Below are 14,507 nucleotides of genomic sequence, written 5' to 3'. Positions count from 1 at the left end.
ATCTCCATCCTCCCTCGGGCCACCGACATCGGGCGGCGGTTGGAGAGACGATGCGGGGCCCGCCCTCAGGCGGACCCCGCATCGTGGGTGACGGGTCAGGCCTGGCCCGCGCGCTCCAGCACGAGTTCGCGCACGCGTGCGGCGTCCGCCTGGCCCTTCATGGCCTTCATGACAGCGCCGATCACGGCGCCCGCTGCTTGCACCTTGCCGTCGCGGATCTTCTCCAGGACGTCCGGCTGCGCGGCCAGTGCCTCATCGATCGCGGCGATGAGTGCGCCGTCGTCCGAGACGACAGCAAGGCCGCGTGCGTCGACGACCGTCTGCGGGTCGCCCTCGCCGGCGATGACGCCTTCCAGAACCTGGCGCGCCAGCTTGTCGGTGAGCGTACCCTCATCGACCAGCTGCTGGAGCGCGGCGACGTGCTCCGGCGACACCAGATCCGCCGCGTCGCGCTCCGACGCGTTGGCGATGCGGGTGATCTCACCCGTCCACCACTTGCGGGCTGATGCCGGAGCGGCGCCCGCGGCGATCGTGGCCGCGACCTGGTCGAGCAGACCACCGTTGCTGACGTCCTGGAACTCGAGGTCGGTGAAGCCCCACTCCGCCTTGAGCCGGCGACGACGGGCCACCGGGGCCTCAGGTAGCGCGGCGCGGAGGCGCTCGATCAGCTCAGCAGACGGCTGCACGGGGACCAGGTCGGGCTCCGGGAAGTAGCGGTAGTCATCGGCGTCGGACTTGGGGCGCCCCGCCGAGGTCTGACCGGTGTCCTCGTGCCAGTGTCGCGTCTCCTGGGTGATGATCCCGCCGTCGGCGAGAATCGCGGCCTGACGCTGGATCTCGTAGCGTACGGCACGCTCGACGGAGCGCATCGAGTTGACGTTCTTCGTCTCGGTGCGCGTTCCCAGCTTCTCCTGGCCGCGCGGACGCAGCGAGACGTTCGCGTCGCACCGCAGATTCCCGCGCTCCATACGCGCCTCAGAGATTCCGAGGGCCTTCGCGATGTCGCGGATCGTGGCGACATAGGCCTTCGCGTACTCGGGCGCACGGTGCTCGGCACCGAAGATCGGCTTGGTGACGATCTCCACCAGGGGCACACCCGCACGGTTGTAGTCGACGAGGGAGTACTCAGCGCCCTGGATGCGGCCGGTCGAACCACCCATGTGGGTGAGCTTGCCCGCGTCCTCCTCCATGTGGGCGCGCTCGATGGGGATGGTCACCAGCGTGCCGTCCTCCAGCTCGATCTCCACGGAACCCTCGAAGGCGATCGGCTCGTCGTACTGCGAGATCTGGTAGTTCTTGCCGAGGTCCGGATAGAAGTAGTTCTTCCGCGCGAACCGGCTCGACGGTGCGATCGAGCAGCCGAGGGCGAGGCCCAGGCTGATCGAGGACTCGATCGCCTGTGCGTTCACCACGGGCATGGATCCCGGCAGCCCCATGTCCACCGGGGCGACCAGCGTGTTGGGTCCGGCGTCGTGGTTGTCCGGATGTGCGGGATTCGGCGCCGAGGAGAACATCTTCGTGCGCGTGTTGAGCTCGACGTGCACCTCGAAGCCGAGCACCGGCTCGAACAGTTCGAGGGCTTTGTCGAAGTCCATCAGCTTGTCGGCCATCAGCGTGCCTCGCCTTCGTGAGTGATCTCGCCCGGCAGCCGCGGGGCGCGCTCCAGGAGCGGGCCGCCCCACTGGTCCACGAGCAGGGTCTCGAGTGCTGCGCCGACGCGGTAGAGACGGGCATCCTCACGGGCCGGGGCCAGGAACTGGATGCCGACCGGGAGGCCGTCGTCGGACGCGAGTCCGGACGGCAGGGTGATACCCGGTACACCCGCCAGGTTCGCCGGAATCGTGGTGACGTCGTTGAGGTACATCTGCAGCGGGTCGCCGATGCGCTCGCCCAGCTTGAACGCGGTGGTGGGAGCAGCCGGGGTCGCGATCACGTCGACCTTCTCGAATGCGTTGTCGAAGTCGCGCTGGATGAGCGTGCGCACCTTCTGGGCGCTGCCGTAGTAGGCGTCGTAATAGCCGGCGGACAGCGCGTACGTGCCCAGGATGATGCGGCGCTTAACCTCCTCGCCGAATCCGGCCTCGCGGGTGGCCGCCATGACGTCCTCCACCGTGGCGCCACCGTCGGGGGTCACCCGGAGACCGAAGCGCACCGAGTCGAACTTGGCGAGGTTGCTGGAGGCTTCTGCCGGAAGGATCAGGTAGTAGGCGGCGACACCGTACTCGAAGTGGGGCGCGCTGATCTCGACGATCTCTGCACCCTGAGCCTCCATGGCGGCCAGCGCCGAGCGGAACGACTCGGCCACGCCCGGCTGGAAGCCGCTGTCCGGCAGCTCCGTGATCACACCGACCTTGAGCCCCTTCAGCACGTCCCCGCGGGCGCCCTCGCGAGCAGCCGCGGCAAAGGAGGGCCACTGCTCGGCCAGCGAGGTGGCATCGTTCGCGTCGTGCCCGCCGATGATGTCCTGCAGCAGAGCAGAGTCGAGCACCGTGCGGGTGACCGGGCCGACCTGGTCGAGGCTGGACGCCAGCGCGATCGCGCCGTAGCGGCTGACCGCCCCGTAGGTCGGCTTCATGCCCACCGTTCCGGTGACGTGCGCCGGCTGACGGATCGAGCCGCCAGTGTCGGATCCGAGCGCCAGCGGCGCCTCGAACGCGGCCACGGCAGCGGCCGATCCGCCACCCGATCCACCCGGGATCCGCTCGAGATCCCACGGGTTGTGGGTGGGCCCGTACGCGGAGTGCTCCGTGGAGGAGCCCATGGCGAACTCGTCCATGTTGGTCTTGCCGATGGCGATCAGACCGGCCGCACGAGCACGCGCGACGACCGTCGCATCGTAGGGCGACATGTAGCCCTCGAGGATCTTCGATCCCGACGTGGAGGGCATGTCGGTGGTGACCAGCACGTCCTTGACGGCGAGGGGTACACCGGCGAGCTCGGGAAGCTCCTCACCGGCGGCCCGGCGCTGGTCGATGTCCGCCGCGTAGCGCTCGGCGTGCTCGTTGACGTGCAGGAAGGCGTGCACGTCGGTGTCGACGGCGGCGATGCGGTCGAGGTGGGCACGGGTGGCCTCCACCGCTGACACCGCACCGGCGCGCAGCTGCGCCGCCAGATCGGCGGCGGACAGGCGAATGATGTCGCTCACTGCTCTTCTCCCAGGATCGCGGTCACGCGGAAGCGGTCGTCGTCGGAGTCGGGCGCATTCTGCAGGACCTCCGCGACCGTCAGCGGCTGCTGCGGCTCGTCGGGACGGAAGACGTTGGCGAGCGGGATCGGGTGGCTCGTCGCGGGAACGTCGGGGGTTGCGACCTCCGACACCTTGGCGATGTTGTCGACGATGGCGCCGAGCTGACCGGTCAGTCGCTCGACCTCCTCGTCGGAGAGCTGGATCCGCGCGAGCACGCCGAGATGACGGACGAGTTCGGGGGTGATTTCAGACACCCGATCAGTCTAGTTCCATCGATCGGCTCTCTCTGCTGGCAGGTCACGGCCGGGTCACACTCCCCACACTCCCCACACTCCCCACACGAGGGTCCTCCCACCGCGCGGTTCGCACCGGGCGCGTCACATCGCGGTCGTAGGCTGAGCGGGTGAGCACTTACGACCCCCCTCGTCCCTGGATCGCCAGCTACGCCGCCGGTGTCCCCGCGGACCTCGAGCCCGTTTCCGGCTCGCTCGTCGACATCGTCATCGCGTCAGCTCGTGACTACCCGGAGGCTCCAGCGCTGGAGTTCTTCGGACGCGAGACCACATACGCGCAGCTGCTCGAGCAGATCGAACGCGCCGCGCAGGGGCTTCGCGATCACGGCGTGCGCTCCGGTGACACCGTGGCGATCATCCTGCCGAACTGCCCGCAGCACATCATCGCGTTCTATGCGGTGCTCCGCCTGGGCGCCGTGGCGGTGGAGCACAATCCGCTCTACACGCCGCGCGAGTTGCGCAAGCAGTTCGAGGATCACGGAGCCAAACACGCCATCGTGTGGAACAAGGTGGTGGCCGACGTCCAGGACTTCCCGCAGGACCTTGCCGTCTCCACCTTGATCTCGGTGGATGTGACCCGGGCGATGCCTGCCACCATGCGTCTGGCGCTCCGGCTCCCCGTCGCACGTGCTCGCGAATCGCGCGAAGCGCTCTATGCGCCGGTGCGCGGCACCGTGCCCTGGGAGAAGATCGTGTCGGCCGGGCGACTTCCGGGAAGCTGGGCACAGCCCGCCACCGACGACCTCGCGATCATCCAGTACACCAGCGGCACGACGGGAACACCCAAGGGAGCGGCGCTCACCCACCGCAACCTGCTCTCGAACGCAGCCCAGGCCCGAGCGTGGGTGCCCTCGATCACACGTGGCGACGGATGCGTCGTCTACGCCGTGCTGCCGATGTTCCACGCGTACGGTCTGACGCTCTGCCTCACGTTCGCGATGTCGATGGGCGCTCGCCTGGTGCTGTTCCCGAAGTTCGATCCGGACATGGTGCTCGACGTCATGAAGAAGCACCCCGCCACCTTCCTGCCCCTCGTGCCGCCGATCGCGGAGCGGCTGCTGGCCCGATCCATCGAGAAGGGAATCTCAATCCGGGGCACCGAGGTCGCCATCTCGGGCGCCATGGCGCTGCGCCACGAACTGGTCGTGCCGTTCGAGGCGGCGTCCGGCGGATTCCTCGTGGAGGGCTACGGGCTCAGCGAGTGCTCCCCGGTTTTGATGGCTAATCCGGTGGCGGACAACCGTGTCGCCGGGACCGTCGGGCTGCCTCTGCCGGGCACCGAGTGCCGCGTGGTCGACCCGGACAACCCGGCCCAGGACGTGCCCGCCGGCGCCGAAGGCGAGCTGGTGGTACGTGGTCCTCAGGTGTTCTCCGGCTACTACGGCAAACCCGAGGAAACCGAGGCCGCGTTCGTGGACGGCTGGTACCGCACCGGCGACATCGTCACCATCGACGAGGGCGGTTTCGTCCGCATCGTCGATCGCATCAAGGAGCTCATCATCACCGGCGGCTTCAATGTCGCCCCGACCGAGGTCGAGAACGCGCTCCGTCAGCATGAGGGCGTCGAAGATGCGGCGGTCGTCGGGCTGCCGAGCGACCACTCCGGCGAAGAGGTCGTCGCAGCCATCGTCCTTCGCCCTGGGGCATCCGTGGACGTCGAGGCGATCCGCGAGTACGCCCGCGGCCTGCTGACGCCGTACAAGGTGCCGCGTCGCGTGTTCGTGGTCGACGAGCTCCCGAAGTCCATGATCGGCAAGGTCCTGCGTCGTCAGGTGAAGCAGCAGATCCTCGGTCTGACGACGGGCGACTGAGCGGGCTCGCCGATCTTCGCGGGAGTCTCAGCGAGTCTCCCGCGAAGAACGGCGGGCAACCGTGAACGGATCAGTCGAGCGGCGGCAGCGCGTCCGGCCCCTCGGTGACGAGAATGTGGAACTGCGCCGCGTCGAGGATGCGGATTCCTAGTTCTTCGGCCTTCGCCAGCTTCGATCCGGCACCGGGACCGGCTGCAACGAAGTCCGTCTTCTTCGACACGCTGGAGGCCGCCTTCCCCCCGGCGCGGAGGATGGCCTCCTGAGCTCCCTCACGGGTGTACCCCTCGAGCGACCCGGTCGCGACCACGATGAGTCCGTCCAGCACGCCGCCCTCGGCGGTAGCGGCGCCGGGTCCGGGGTGACCGGGGATGAACAGCTGCGCTCCGGCGGCCTCCCAGCGGGCGACGATCTCCTGGTGCCAGTCCACCTCGAACCAGTCGAGCAGCGAATCGGCGATGATCCCGCCGACTCCCTCGACCGCTGCAAGCTCCTCCCGCGAAGCGGCCCGGATCGCGTCGAGGGATCCGAACCATTGCGCCAGCGCGCGGGCGGCGACCGGACCGACGTGGCGGATGTTCAGTGCCACGAGGAATCGCCAGAAGTCCTTCGTTTTGGCCTTCTCCAGCTCGGCGAGCAGCTTGACGGCCTGTGCGCCAGGCTCGACGAGCGGGTAGTTCTTGGTCACCCCGGCGGCCCGCCGCTCGGCCGCGGTCGCGTTCTCGAAGCCGGGCGGGTAGACGCGGGTGACCTTCTGGAACGGCGCGCGGACCACGGGCTCGCCGTTCTCGTCGGTCTTGAGCTCCCCGGTCTCCGCGTCACGTACGTCGACCACGATGGGCACGAGCTCCTGGAGCGTCAGGTCGAACAGCCCGGCCTCGGTGTCGAGCACCGGACGCTGCGGATGACGTGGCTGCGTGAGCGCGGCGGCGGTGACCTCCCCCAGCACCTCGATGTCGAGACCGCCACGCGAGCCGATGTGCTCCACGCGGCCGCGAACCTGCGCGGGGCACGAACGGGTGTTCACGCAGCGCAGATCGATGTCGCCTTCCTTCGCGGGCAGCAGCGGGGCGCCGCACTCCGGGCAGGAGCTGGGCATGACGAACTCCCGCTCGGTCCCGTCACGCAGCTCCACCACGGGACCCAGCACCTCGGGGATGACATCCCCAGCCTTGCGGAGAACCACGGTGTCCCCGATGAGCACACCCTTCGCCTTGACAACGTCCTGGTTGTGCAGGGTGGCGAAGCTCACGGTGGATCCGGCGACGAAGACGGGCTCCATGACCGCATAGGGCGTGGCCCGACCGGTACGGCCGACCCCGATCGCGATGTTGAGGAGCCGGGTACGCACCTCCTCCGGCGGGTACTTGTACGCGATGGCCCACCGCGGCGCGCGCGAAGTGGCGCCGAGCTCGTCATGGAGGGCGAGGTCGTCGACCTTGACGACGATGCCGTCCAGTTCATGGGCGACATCGTGACGGTGCTCGCCGTAGTACGCGACGAACTCCAGAACGGCATCGATGTCGTCCAGCACCCGGGGGTAGGGACTCGTGGGCAGTCCCCACGTCTTCAGCAACTCGTAGACCTCGCTCTGAGACGCGACCGGCGGGTTCTGCCAGGCCCCGATGCCGTGCACGAACAACCGCAGAGAGGCCAACCGCGCCTCACCCGCGGCCAGCTCCAGGCCGTCCTTCTTGTCGAGTTGCTGACGAAGCCCACCGCTGGCGGCGTTTCGCGGGTTGGCAAAAGCGGGGAAACGCCGTTGTGCGCTCTTCTCCGCCTTCTCCCTGCCCGAGCGCGGTGTCATGTCGGTGATCACCTGATCACGCATGCGGGCCTGGAGTGCGTTCAGCTCCTCGAACTCGGCGACGGGGATGAACACCTCTCCGCGCACCTCGACCAGGGCGGGGTGCCCGGAGCCGGCGAGCCGCGACGGAATCCCTGCCACACGAAGGGCGTTGACGGTGACATCCTCGCCGACACGCCCGTCGCCGCGTGTGGCGGCCGATGTGAGCACCCCGTTCTCGTAGCGCAAGGAGATGGCGAGTCCATCGATCTTGAGCTCGGTGAGCCAGCGCACGGTTGTGCCGGCGGACGCCGCCGTCTTCACGCACCAGTCGCGCAGTTCCTCCGGTGAGAAGACGTTGTCGAGGCTCAGCATGCGCTCGGCATGGGTGACCGGGGCGAGCATGCTGCCCTCGGCCGCGCCGACACTGAGCGTGGGAGAGTCCTGTCCCTGAACCTCGGGGAACGCGGCCTCGATCGCCTCCAGGGCGTGCATCCAGGAGTCGTAGGTCGCGTCGTCCACGGGCGAGGAGTCCGCCCCGTAGTACGCATCACGCGCATCGATGATGAGGGTGGTGAGGCGCTCCGCCTCTGCCCGAGCCTCGTCGAGGGTACGGGGTGTCACATCTGCAGTGCCGGTCACGCATCCAGCGTATTCGGTGCCTCGGACATCGGCACGGGAGCCGTTCGCCGCGCGTGCCGATCAGCCGACGGGAACCGCCGACTCGGTGCGGTCGATCGTGAACTGCCCGATCACGCGCGTGCCGTCATAGAGGACGGCGGTCTGGCCCGGAGCGACGCCGTCCAGCGGCGCGACCGGTGTGACGATGAGACCGTCCTCGCCCCGCACGGCATGAGCGGGCACGGGATCGGCGTGCGCACGGATCTGCACGTCGCATGCGAACTCGTCGGTCAGCGGCTCCGCACCCGCCCAGCTCAACCGCGCCCCGGCGATGCGTCCGATCGCGAGCGCTTCCTTCGGCCCCACCACGACCGTGTTCGACACCGGGCGGACCTCAAGCACGAATCGCGGCTTGCCGTCGGCAGCGGGGACGCCCAGGTGGAGCCCGCGTCGCTGTCCGACGGTGTAGGCGTGCGCGCCCTCGTGCGAGCCGACCACGTGCCCCTCGCGATCGACGATGTCGCCCGTAGCCGTTCCGACCTTCTCCGCAAGCCATCCGCGGGTGTCGCCATCCGGGATGAAGCAGATGTCGTGGCTGTCGGGCTTGGAGGCTACGAGCAGCCCGCGTTCGGCGGCCTCCGCACGAACGACGGCCTTAGACGGGGTGTCCCCCAGCGGGAAGTAGGTGTGCGCGAGCTGCTCGGCAGTCAGCACGCCCAGGACGTACGACTGATCCTTCGCGTCATCTGCGGCGCGGTGCAGCTCCAGCCCACGTTCGCCGTCGCGAAGGCTCGCGTAGTGCCCGGTGCACACGGCGTCGAATCCCAGCTCGATCGCCCGCTCCAGCAGCGCGGCGAACTTGATCTTCTCGTTGCAGCGCATGCACGGATTGGGCGTGCGGCCTGCCTGGTACTCCGAGATGAAGTCGGCGATGACGTCATCGCGGAAGCGCTCCGAGAAGTCCCAGACGTAGAAGGGGATGCCCAGCTTGTCGGCCACCCGCCGCGCGTCCATGGCGTCCTCGATGGTGCAGCATCCGCGACTGCCGGTGCGCAAGGTGCCCCCCGCGCGGGAGAGCGCCAGGTGCACGCCCACCACCTCGTGCCCGGCATCGACCGCTCGCGCCGCGGCCACAGCCGAGTCCACGCCACCGCTCATCGCCGCCAGAACTCGCATGTCACCAGTCTACGAGCGCCGCGCGGCCCCGGTCGCTGCCGCGTAGGCGGACCCGATGTTCGCGATCACCGCGTCGACGTCCTCCGCCGTGCTCGTGCGGCCCACGCTAAAGCGCAGCACGCTGCGCGCATCCCGCTCGTCGCGGCCCATGGCGCGCACTACGTGCGAGGGCTCGGCAATTCCGGCCGTACACGCCGACCCGGTGGACACCGCGATACCGGCCCGATCCAGCAGGTACAGCAGCGACTCCCCCGATGCGCCGGGGAAGAGCAGGTGCAGGTTCCCGGGCAGTCGTTCCTGTGCACCGAGCACCTGGGCTTCGGGCACCGCCGCAAGGATGCCGCGTCGCAGCCGCTCCCGGAGCGCGGCGTCGTGGGCTGCCTCAGCCTCGCGGCCGGCGGCCATCGCCTCGGCTGCAGCGGCGAACGCCACAGCGCCCGCGACGTCCTGCGTGCCCGCGCGGAGGTCACGCTGTGCTGCACCCCCGTGATGAAGAGCCGCCAGACGAGCCGACCGCGACACCACGAGGGCCCCGGTCGCCGGCGGTCCCCCGATCTTGTGCGCGGACACGCTCATCGCGACGATGCCTGCGCCGCCCTCGCCGCGCAGCTGCGCGAACGACAGCGGGAGATGCCCGAAGCCGGCGACAGCGTCAATGTGAAGGGGCACTCCCGCATCCTGCGCCACTGCGCCGAGCTCCGTGACGGGGTTCAGCGTTCCCACCTCGTTGTTGGCGAGCAGCGCCGTGGAGATCACGACGTCGGGGCCGAGGGCGGCCCCCAAGGCGGCAGGCTCGATACGCCCCTCCGAGTTCAGGGGCACCGGCCGGACCCGAGCCCCCTGCTCGCTGCGCAGCCACTCCACGCTGTCCATGGTGGCGTGATGCTCGCCGTCCGGGAGCACGATGACATCGCGATCCGCCGGGCGCGACCACCACGCGCCCTTCAGCGCGAGGTTGATGGACTCGGTGCCGCCGGAGGTGAAGACCACCTCGATGGGGTCCGCGTCCACGACGCGCGCGATGACCTCGCGCGCGTCCTCCAGCACCCGGCGGGCATGCTGTCCCGCGCCGTGTATGGATGAGGGGTTCGCCAGCTCACCGACAGCGGCGACCCAGGCGTCGCGGGCCTCGGGCCGCATGGGGGTCGCGGCGGCGTGATCCAGGTATGCGCTCACCCCTCCACTCTCCCACGCGGGGGAAGGACGCAGGTCGGCGACCGTGTATGGCACACACTCCGATCCGGCGCCGGGACGCCGGGGGAACGGTGGATGAATGAACGCGCACGGCGGCATTCTCGCCGTACTCTGGGGGGATGGACAGCTCCGACCCGACGCAGCCGCCCGCGTTCCTCGACGCCGCCCTGGATGGGCTCGGCGTCCGCCTGGCGAACGGCATCGCCACGATTCGCGTGCACTCCCACGACGCCACCGCCGTCGAACTGCTCGTCTTCAACGACGACGATCTGGACTGGGTGACCGACACGGTCACCCTCACCCGCGGTCCCGCCGGAGTGTGGAGCGCGACCACCGACCTCCTGCATGTCGGCAGCCCGTACATGCTGCGCGCATCGGGCCCGGCCGGGTCGCGCTTCGACAGCGACCGCATGCTGATCGACCCGTACTCGCGCGGTCTGATCCCCGGTGACGGCTACGAGGACTTCCGCAGCGTCGTCATCGACGAGACCTTCGACTGGGGCGGCGTCGCCAAGCCCGCCATCCCGCTGGACGAGACGATCATCTACGAAGGCCACCTCAAGGGTCTGAGCAAGCGGCACCCCGACGTGCCGCCGGCGCTGCACGGCACCTATGCCGGACTCGCCCACCCGGCGATGATCGAGCACTTCCGATCGCTCGGCATCACCGCGGTGGAGCTGCTGCCCGTCCACGCGTTCAGCTCGGAGCCGCGCCTGCTGAATCTCGGTCTGTCGAACTACTGGGGGTACAACACCGTCTCCTTCTTCACTCCGCATGCCGCGTACGCCACGGCCGATGCACGTCGTGCTGGCCCGGCGGCGGTGCTACGCGAGTTCAAGGGAATGGTGAAGCTCCTACACCAGGCGGGGATCGAGGTCATCCTCGACGTCGTCTACAACCACACCTCCGAAGAGGGCCCCGGCGGCCCGACGACGAGCCTGCGCGGTCTGGACGATGCCACGTACTACCGGCAGGGCGACGACGGCTCCTACATCGACACCACCGGTTGCGGCAACACGCTCAACACGTCCGCACCGGCCGCTGCGCGACTCGTGCTCGACTCTCTGCGGTACTGGGCGCAGGAGGTCGGCATCGACGGGTTCCGCTTCGACCTGGCGACCTCGCTCGGCCGCGATGCCGGGCACGAGTTCACCCCGGACCACCCGCTGCTACAGGCGATCCGCACCGATCCCGCACTCGCGGGTGTGAAGATCATCGCCGAGCCGTGGGACGTCGGCATGGGCGGCTGGCAGACGGGCAACTTCGGACCGGGCTGGCAGGAGTGGAACGACCGCTACCGCGACCGGGTGCGCAACTTCTGGCTGAGCGACATCGACTACGCGCGCCGCGCGGGCATCGCCCCCACCGGCATCGGCGGGTTCGCCACCCGCCTCGCGGGCTCGTCGAACACGTTCTCCAACGAACGCGGACCGCTCGCGAGCGTCAACTTCGTCACCGCACACGACGGGTTCACGATGCGCGACCTGGTCTCCTACGGCACCAAGCACAACCTCGCCAACGGCGAGCACAATCGCGATGGCGCCGATCAGAACCGGTCCTTCAACCACGGTGCGGAGGGTCCCACAGACGACGCCGCGATCCGCGCGACACGGCGCAAGGCGATCCGCAACCTGTTCGGCACGCTGCTGCTGTCGGCCGGCACGCCGATGATCACCGCGGGCGACGAGACCGGACGCACCCAGCACGGCAATAACAACGCCTACTGCCAGGACTCCCCCATGACCTGGCTCAGCTGGCAGCACGAGCCCTGGCAGGAGGAGCTCCGTGCGCATGTGTCGGCGCTCACCCGTATCCGGCGGGAGAACCCCGCTCTCCGCCCGAGCCGCTATGCCGTGCTCGGAGAGCACGTCGAGGGCGCGAGCGAGATGGAGTGGTTCGACGAGAACGGCGAGACGATGTCGGCGGATCGCTGGCAGAACGCCGGCCACCGCACCCTGCAGTATTTCGCGGCGGAGAACCTGCATGACGGCGAGCCGCGCAACAAGATCCTGCTCATGATTCACGGAAACGAGTCGCCCATCGTGGTGCGACTGCCGCGGATTCCCGGGGTCACGCGATATCGCTCACTGTGGTCCAGCGAGGAGGAGAGCCCGCAGCCCGAGCGGCTGACATACGCCCCGGGTGACACCGTCACGCTGACGAGCACGGCGATGCACCTCTTCGGCGTCGACTCTGACGATGAGCGGGTGACGGATGAGGCCATCGACGCCGCAGCGCACGCCGTCGCGGCCGCCGACACGCCGGCCGCCGATGCCACGGACCCCGCCGTCGCGGGGCAGGAAGACGCCGCAACGCAACAGTGATGTGGCGAGGGCGGGGTGCGCGGTAGGTTGCTCATGTGGCTGCCAAGAACCGCTCTCTGACCCGCCCGTGGCGAAGCACCCGGCCCGTGCCGGTCCGCTCGCTTCCGATCACCGCGTCCGTGGGAGCGGATGCCGACACCATCTCGGGACGCATCCCGGTGCAGGACGTGCATCCCAGCGCTCCGGGAGGCTTTGGCCCCTCGGCCTACGCCGGTGAGGCCGTTCCGTTCCGGGCGACGGCCTTCCGGGAGGGGCACGACCTGATCGGAGTCCAGCTGCGGCTCTGGTCCCCCAGCGGCGAGGAGTCACTGCACCGGCTGACCTCCACCGGCGACGGTCTGGACCACTGGGAGGTCCAGGTGGTGCCGCTGGAGCAGGGGATCTGGCGATTCCGCGTGGAGTCCTATGCGGACGAGTGGGCGAGCTGGCACCACGCAGCAGCACTGAAGATCCCCGCCGGAGTCGACGTCGCGGTGATGCGCGAGCTGGGTGCAGCCCTGTTCGACCGCGCTCGTTCGGAGAAGAAGCTCCCGGCCGGTGCGAAGGCGCGGCTTCAGGCCGCGGCCAAGACCCTGCGCGCTGCGAGCGCATCCGCGGAGGACGTCCTCGCCGTGGTCGAAGATGCCGCGCTCGCGTCGTTCTTCGCCGACTTCCCCGTGCAGTCGTTCATCACCGTCTCCGCGGAGCGCACCCTTCTCGTCGAGCGCGAACGTGCCGGGTACGGCGCCTGGTATGAGTTCTTCCCCCGTTCGGAAGGCGCAGTCCGCCACGCGGACGGCTCGGTGTCGTCCGGAAGCTTCGTCACCGCGCTCGATCGCCTCCCCGCCGTCGCGGCGATGGGCTTCCAGGTGCTGTACCTGCCACCGATCCATCCCATCGGGCGCACGAACCGGAAGGGCCCGAACAACACCCTCGATGCCGGACCGGACGACCCCGGATCGCCCTGGGCGATCGGCGCCGCCGAAGGCGGACACGACACGGTCCACCCGGATCTCGGAACCCTCGCCGACTTCCGCGCGTTCGTTGCGGCTGCTCGCGACCGGGGAATCGAGGTGGCACTCGACCTGGCGTTGCAGGCGAGCCCCGATCACCCCTGGGTCACCTCCCATCCGGAGTGGTTCACCACGCTCCCGGATGGCACCATCGCGTACGCGGAGAACCCCCCGAAGAAGTACCAGGACATCTATCCCGTCAACTTCGACAACGATCCGCTGGGTATCCGCACCGAGGTGCTGCGCATCGTGGAGCACTGGATCGCGCAGGGCGTGCAGATCTTCCGCGTCGACAACCCGCACACGAAGCCGCTGGCCTTCTGGGAGTGGCTGATCCGTACCGTGAACGCGAAGCATCCGGACGTGGTCTTCCTTGCGGAGGCGTTCACCCGGCCGGCGATGATGCGCTCGCTGGCCGCCGCGGGGTTCCAGCAGAGCTACTCGTACTTCACCTGGCGGAACACCCGCGCTGAGCTGGAGGAGTTCCTCACCTCGGTATCGCACGAGACCGCTGATTTCCTGCGCCCCAACCTCTTCGTCAACACTCCCGACATCCTGACGGAGTACCTCCAGTTCGGAGGCAGAGCGGCCTTCGCCATCCGGGCCATCGTCGCGGCGACCGCAGCCCCGCTGTGGGGCGTGTACGCGGGCTTCGAGCTGTTCGAGAACGTGGCCCGCCCCGGCGCCGAGGAGAACATCGACAACGAGAAGTACGAGATCAAGACGCGCGACTGGGCCGAAGCCGATGCCACCGGCCGCACTCTCGCGCCACTCATTACCCGCCTGAACGAGATCCGCGCCGCCCACCCCGCGCTCCGGCAGCTGCGCAATCTCCGCCTCCACGGCAGCGATGACGATGCGATCCTCGTCTTCAGCAAGCATCTGCCTGCGGAGCTCTCCCCGGACGGAACCGCCGACACCATCATCGTGGTGGTCAACGTCGATCCGCATTCGGTGCGGGAGACCACTGTCCATCTGGACACGACCGCGTGGGGCGTGCCGCGTGGCGAGGCGTTCACGGTGGAGGACCTGCTCTCCGGCGAGGAGTGGGAGTGGACCGACCACGCGTACGTCCGCCTCGACGCCTTCACGCGCGCTGCACACATCCTCTGGGTGAAGGGCTGAC

At 69.0% G+C, this 14,507-nt stretch carries 9 protein-coding genes; 3 read left to right on the top strand and 6 right to left on the bottom strand.

What is annotated here, in order from left to right; translation table 11 throughout:
* Nucleotides 1–95: 95 nt before the first annotated feature.
* Genes gatB through gatC form a run of 3 tightly spaced genes read right to left on the bottom strand, consistent with a single transcriptional unit; the run spans nt 96 to nt 3,441 of the window.
* The gene (gene gatB, locus ACIQJ5_RS06785; RefSeq protein WP_372459769.1) at nt 96–1,610 is read right to left on the bottom strand and encodes an Asp-tRNA(Asn)/Glu-tRNA(Gln) amidotransferase subunit GatB; all 1,515 of its coding nucleotides are present in this window, start codon (nt 1,608–1,610) and stop codon (nt 96–98) included.
* Nucleotides 1,610–3,145 (bottom strand): Asp-tRNA(Asn)/Glu-tRNA(Gln) amidotransferase subunit GatA, encoded by a 1,536-nt coding sequence (gene gatA, locus ACIQJ5_RS06780; protein WP_231089920.1) that lies wholly within the window; start codon nt 3,143–3,145, stop codon nt 1,610–1,612. The genes gatB and gatA overlap by 1 nt, the downstream gene beginning before the upstream one ends.
* On the bottom strand, nt 3,142–3,441 hold the full coding sequence (gene gatC / locus ACIQJ5_RS06775) for an Asp-tRNA(Asn)/Glu-tRNA(Gln) amidotransferase subunit GatC (protein WP_231089919.1): 300 nt from the start codon (nt 3,439–3,441) through the stop codon (nt 3,142–3,144). The genes gatA and gatC overlap by 4 nt, the downstream gene beginning before the upstream one ends.
* Nucleotides 3,442–3,590: 149 nt before the next feature.
* Between gatC and ACIQJ5_RS06770 the strand changes: the two genes are divergently transcribed.
* Nucleotides 3,591–5,291, top strand: a complete 1,701-nt coding sequence (locus tag ACIQJ5_RS06770) for a long-chain-fatty-acid--CoA ligase (RefSeq protein ID WP_402842229.1) — start codon at nt 3,591–3,593, stop codon at nt 5,289–5,291.
* Between the two features lie 70 nt (nt 5,292–5,361).
* Here the strand turns inward: ACIQJ5_RS06770 and ligA are convergent, their stop codons facing one another.
* The 3 genes from ligA to ACIQJ5_RS06755 are packed head-to-tail and all read right to left on the bottom strand — an operon-like array spanning nt 5,362 to nt 10,047.
* The gene (gene ligA, locus ACIQJ5_RS06765) at nt 5,362–7,716 is read right to left on the bottom strand and encodes an NAD-dependent DNA ligase LigA (RefSeq protein WP_402842226.1); all 2,355 of its coding nucleotides are present in this window, start codon (nt 7,714–7,716) and stop codon (nt 5,362–5,364) included.
* Between the two features lie 60 nt (nt 7,717–7,776).
* Nucleotides 7,777–8,871, bottom strand: a complete 1,095-nt coding sequence (mnmA, locus tag ACIQJ5_RS06760; RefSeq protein ID WP_402842224.1) for a tRNA 2-thiouridine(34) synthase MnmA — start codon at nt 8,869–8,871, stop codon at nt 7,777–7,779.
* Between the two features lie 9 nt (nt 8,872–8,880).
* Complete coding sequence (locus ACIQJ5_RS06755; RefSeq protein ID WP_402842221.1) at nt 8,881–10,047, bottom strand: cysteine desulfurase family protein; 1,167 nt, start codon at nt 10,045–10,047, stop codon at nt 8,881–8,883.
* A gap of 137 nt (nt 10,048–10,184) precedes the next feature.
* Between ACIQJ5_RS06755 and glgX the strand changes: the two genes are divergently transcribed.
* On the top strand, nt 10,185–12,389 hold the full coding sequence (gene glgX, locus ACIQJ5_RS06750; protein WP_402842218.1) for a glycogen debranching protein GlgX: 2,205 nt from the start codon (nt 10,185–10,187) through the stop codon (nt 12,387–12,389).
* 35 nt (nt 12,390–12,424) lie between these two features.
* Nucleotides 12,425–14,506, top strand: a complete 2,082-nt coding sequence (locus ACIQJ5_RS06745; RefSeq protein WP_402842215.1) for an alpha-1,4-glucan--maltose-1-phosphate maltosyltransferase — start codon at nt 12,425–12,427, stop codon at nt 14,504–14,506.
* Nucleotide 14,507: the final 1 nt, after the last annotated feature.

Source organism: Microbacterium sp. GXS0129, from assembly GCF_044769785.1.
GTDB classification, from domain to species: domain Bacteria; phylum Actinomycetota; class Actinomycetes; order Actinomycetales; family Microbacteriaceae; genus Microbacterium; species Microbacterium nymphoidis.
Note: the sequence above shows the minus strand (reverse complement) of the source record. Positions and strands in the feature narration are given on the sequence as shown.

Coding starts and splice junctions, on each gene's coding strand:
- gatB (WP_372459769.1), bottom strand. CDS start 1,610: ATGGCCGACAAGCTGATGGACTTCGACAAAGCCCTCGAACTGTTCGAG.
- mnmA (WP_402842224.1), bottom strand. CDS start 8,871: ATGCGAGTTCTGGCGGCGATGAGCGGTGGCGTGGACTCGGCTGTGGCC.
- glgX (WP_402842218.1), top strand. CDS start 10,185: ATGGACAGCTCCGACCCGACGCAGCCGCCCGCGTTCCTCGACGCCGCC.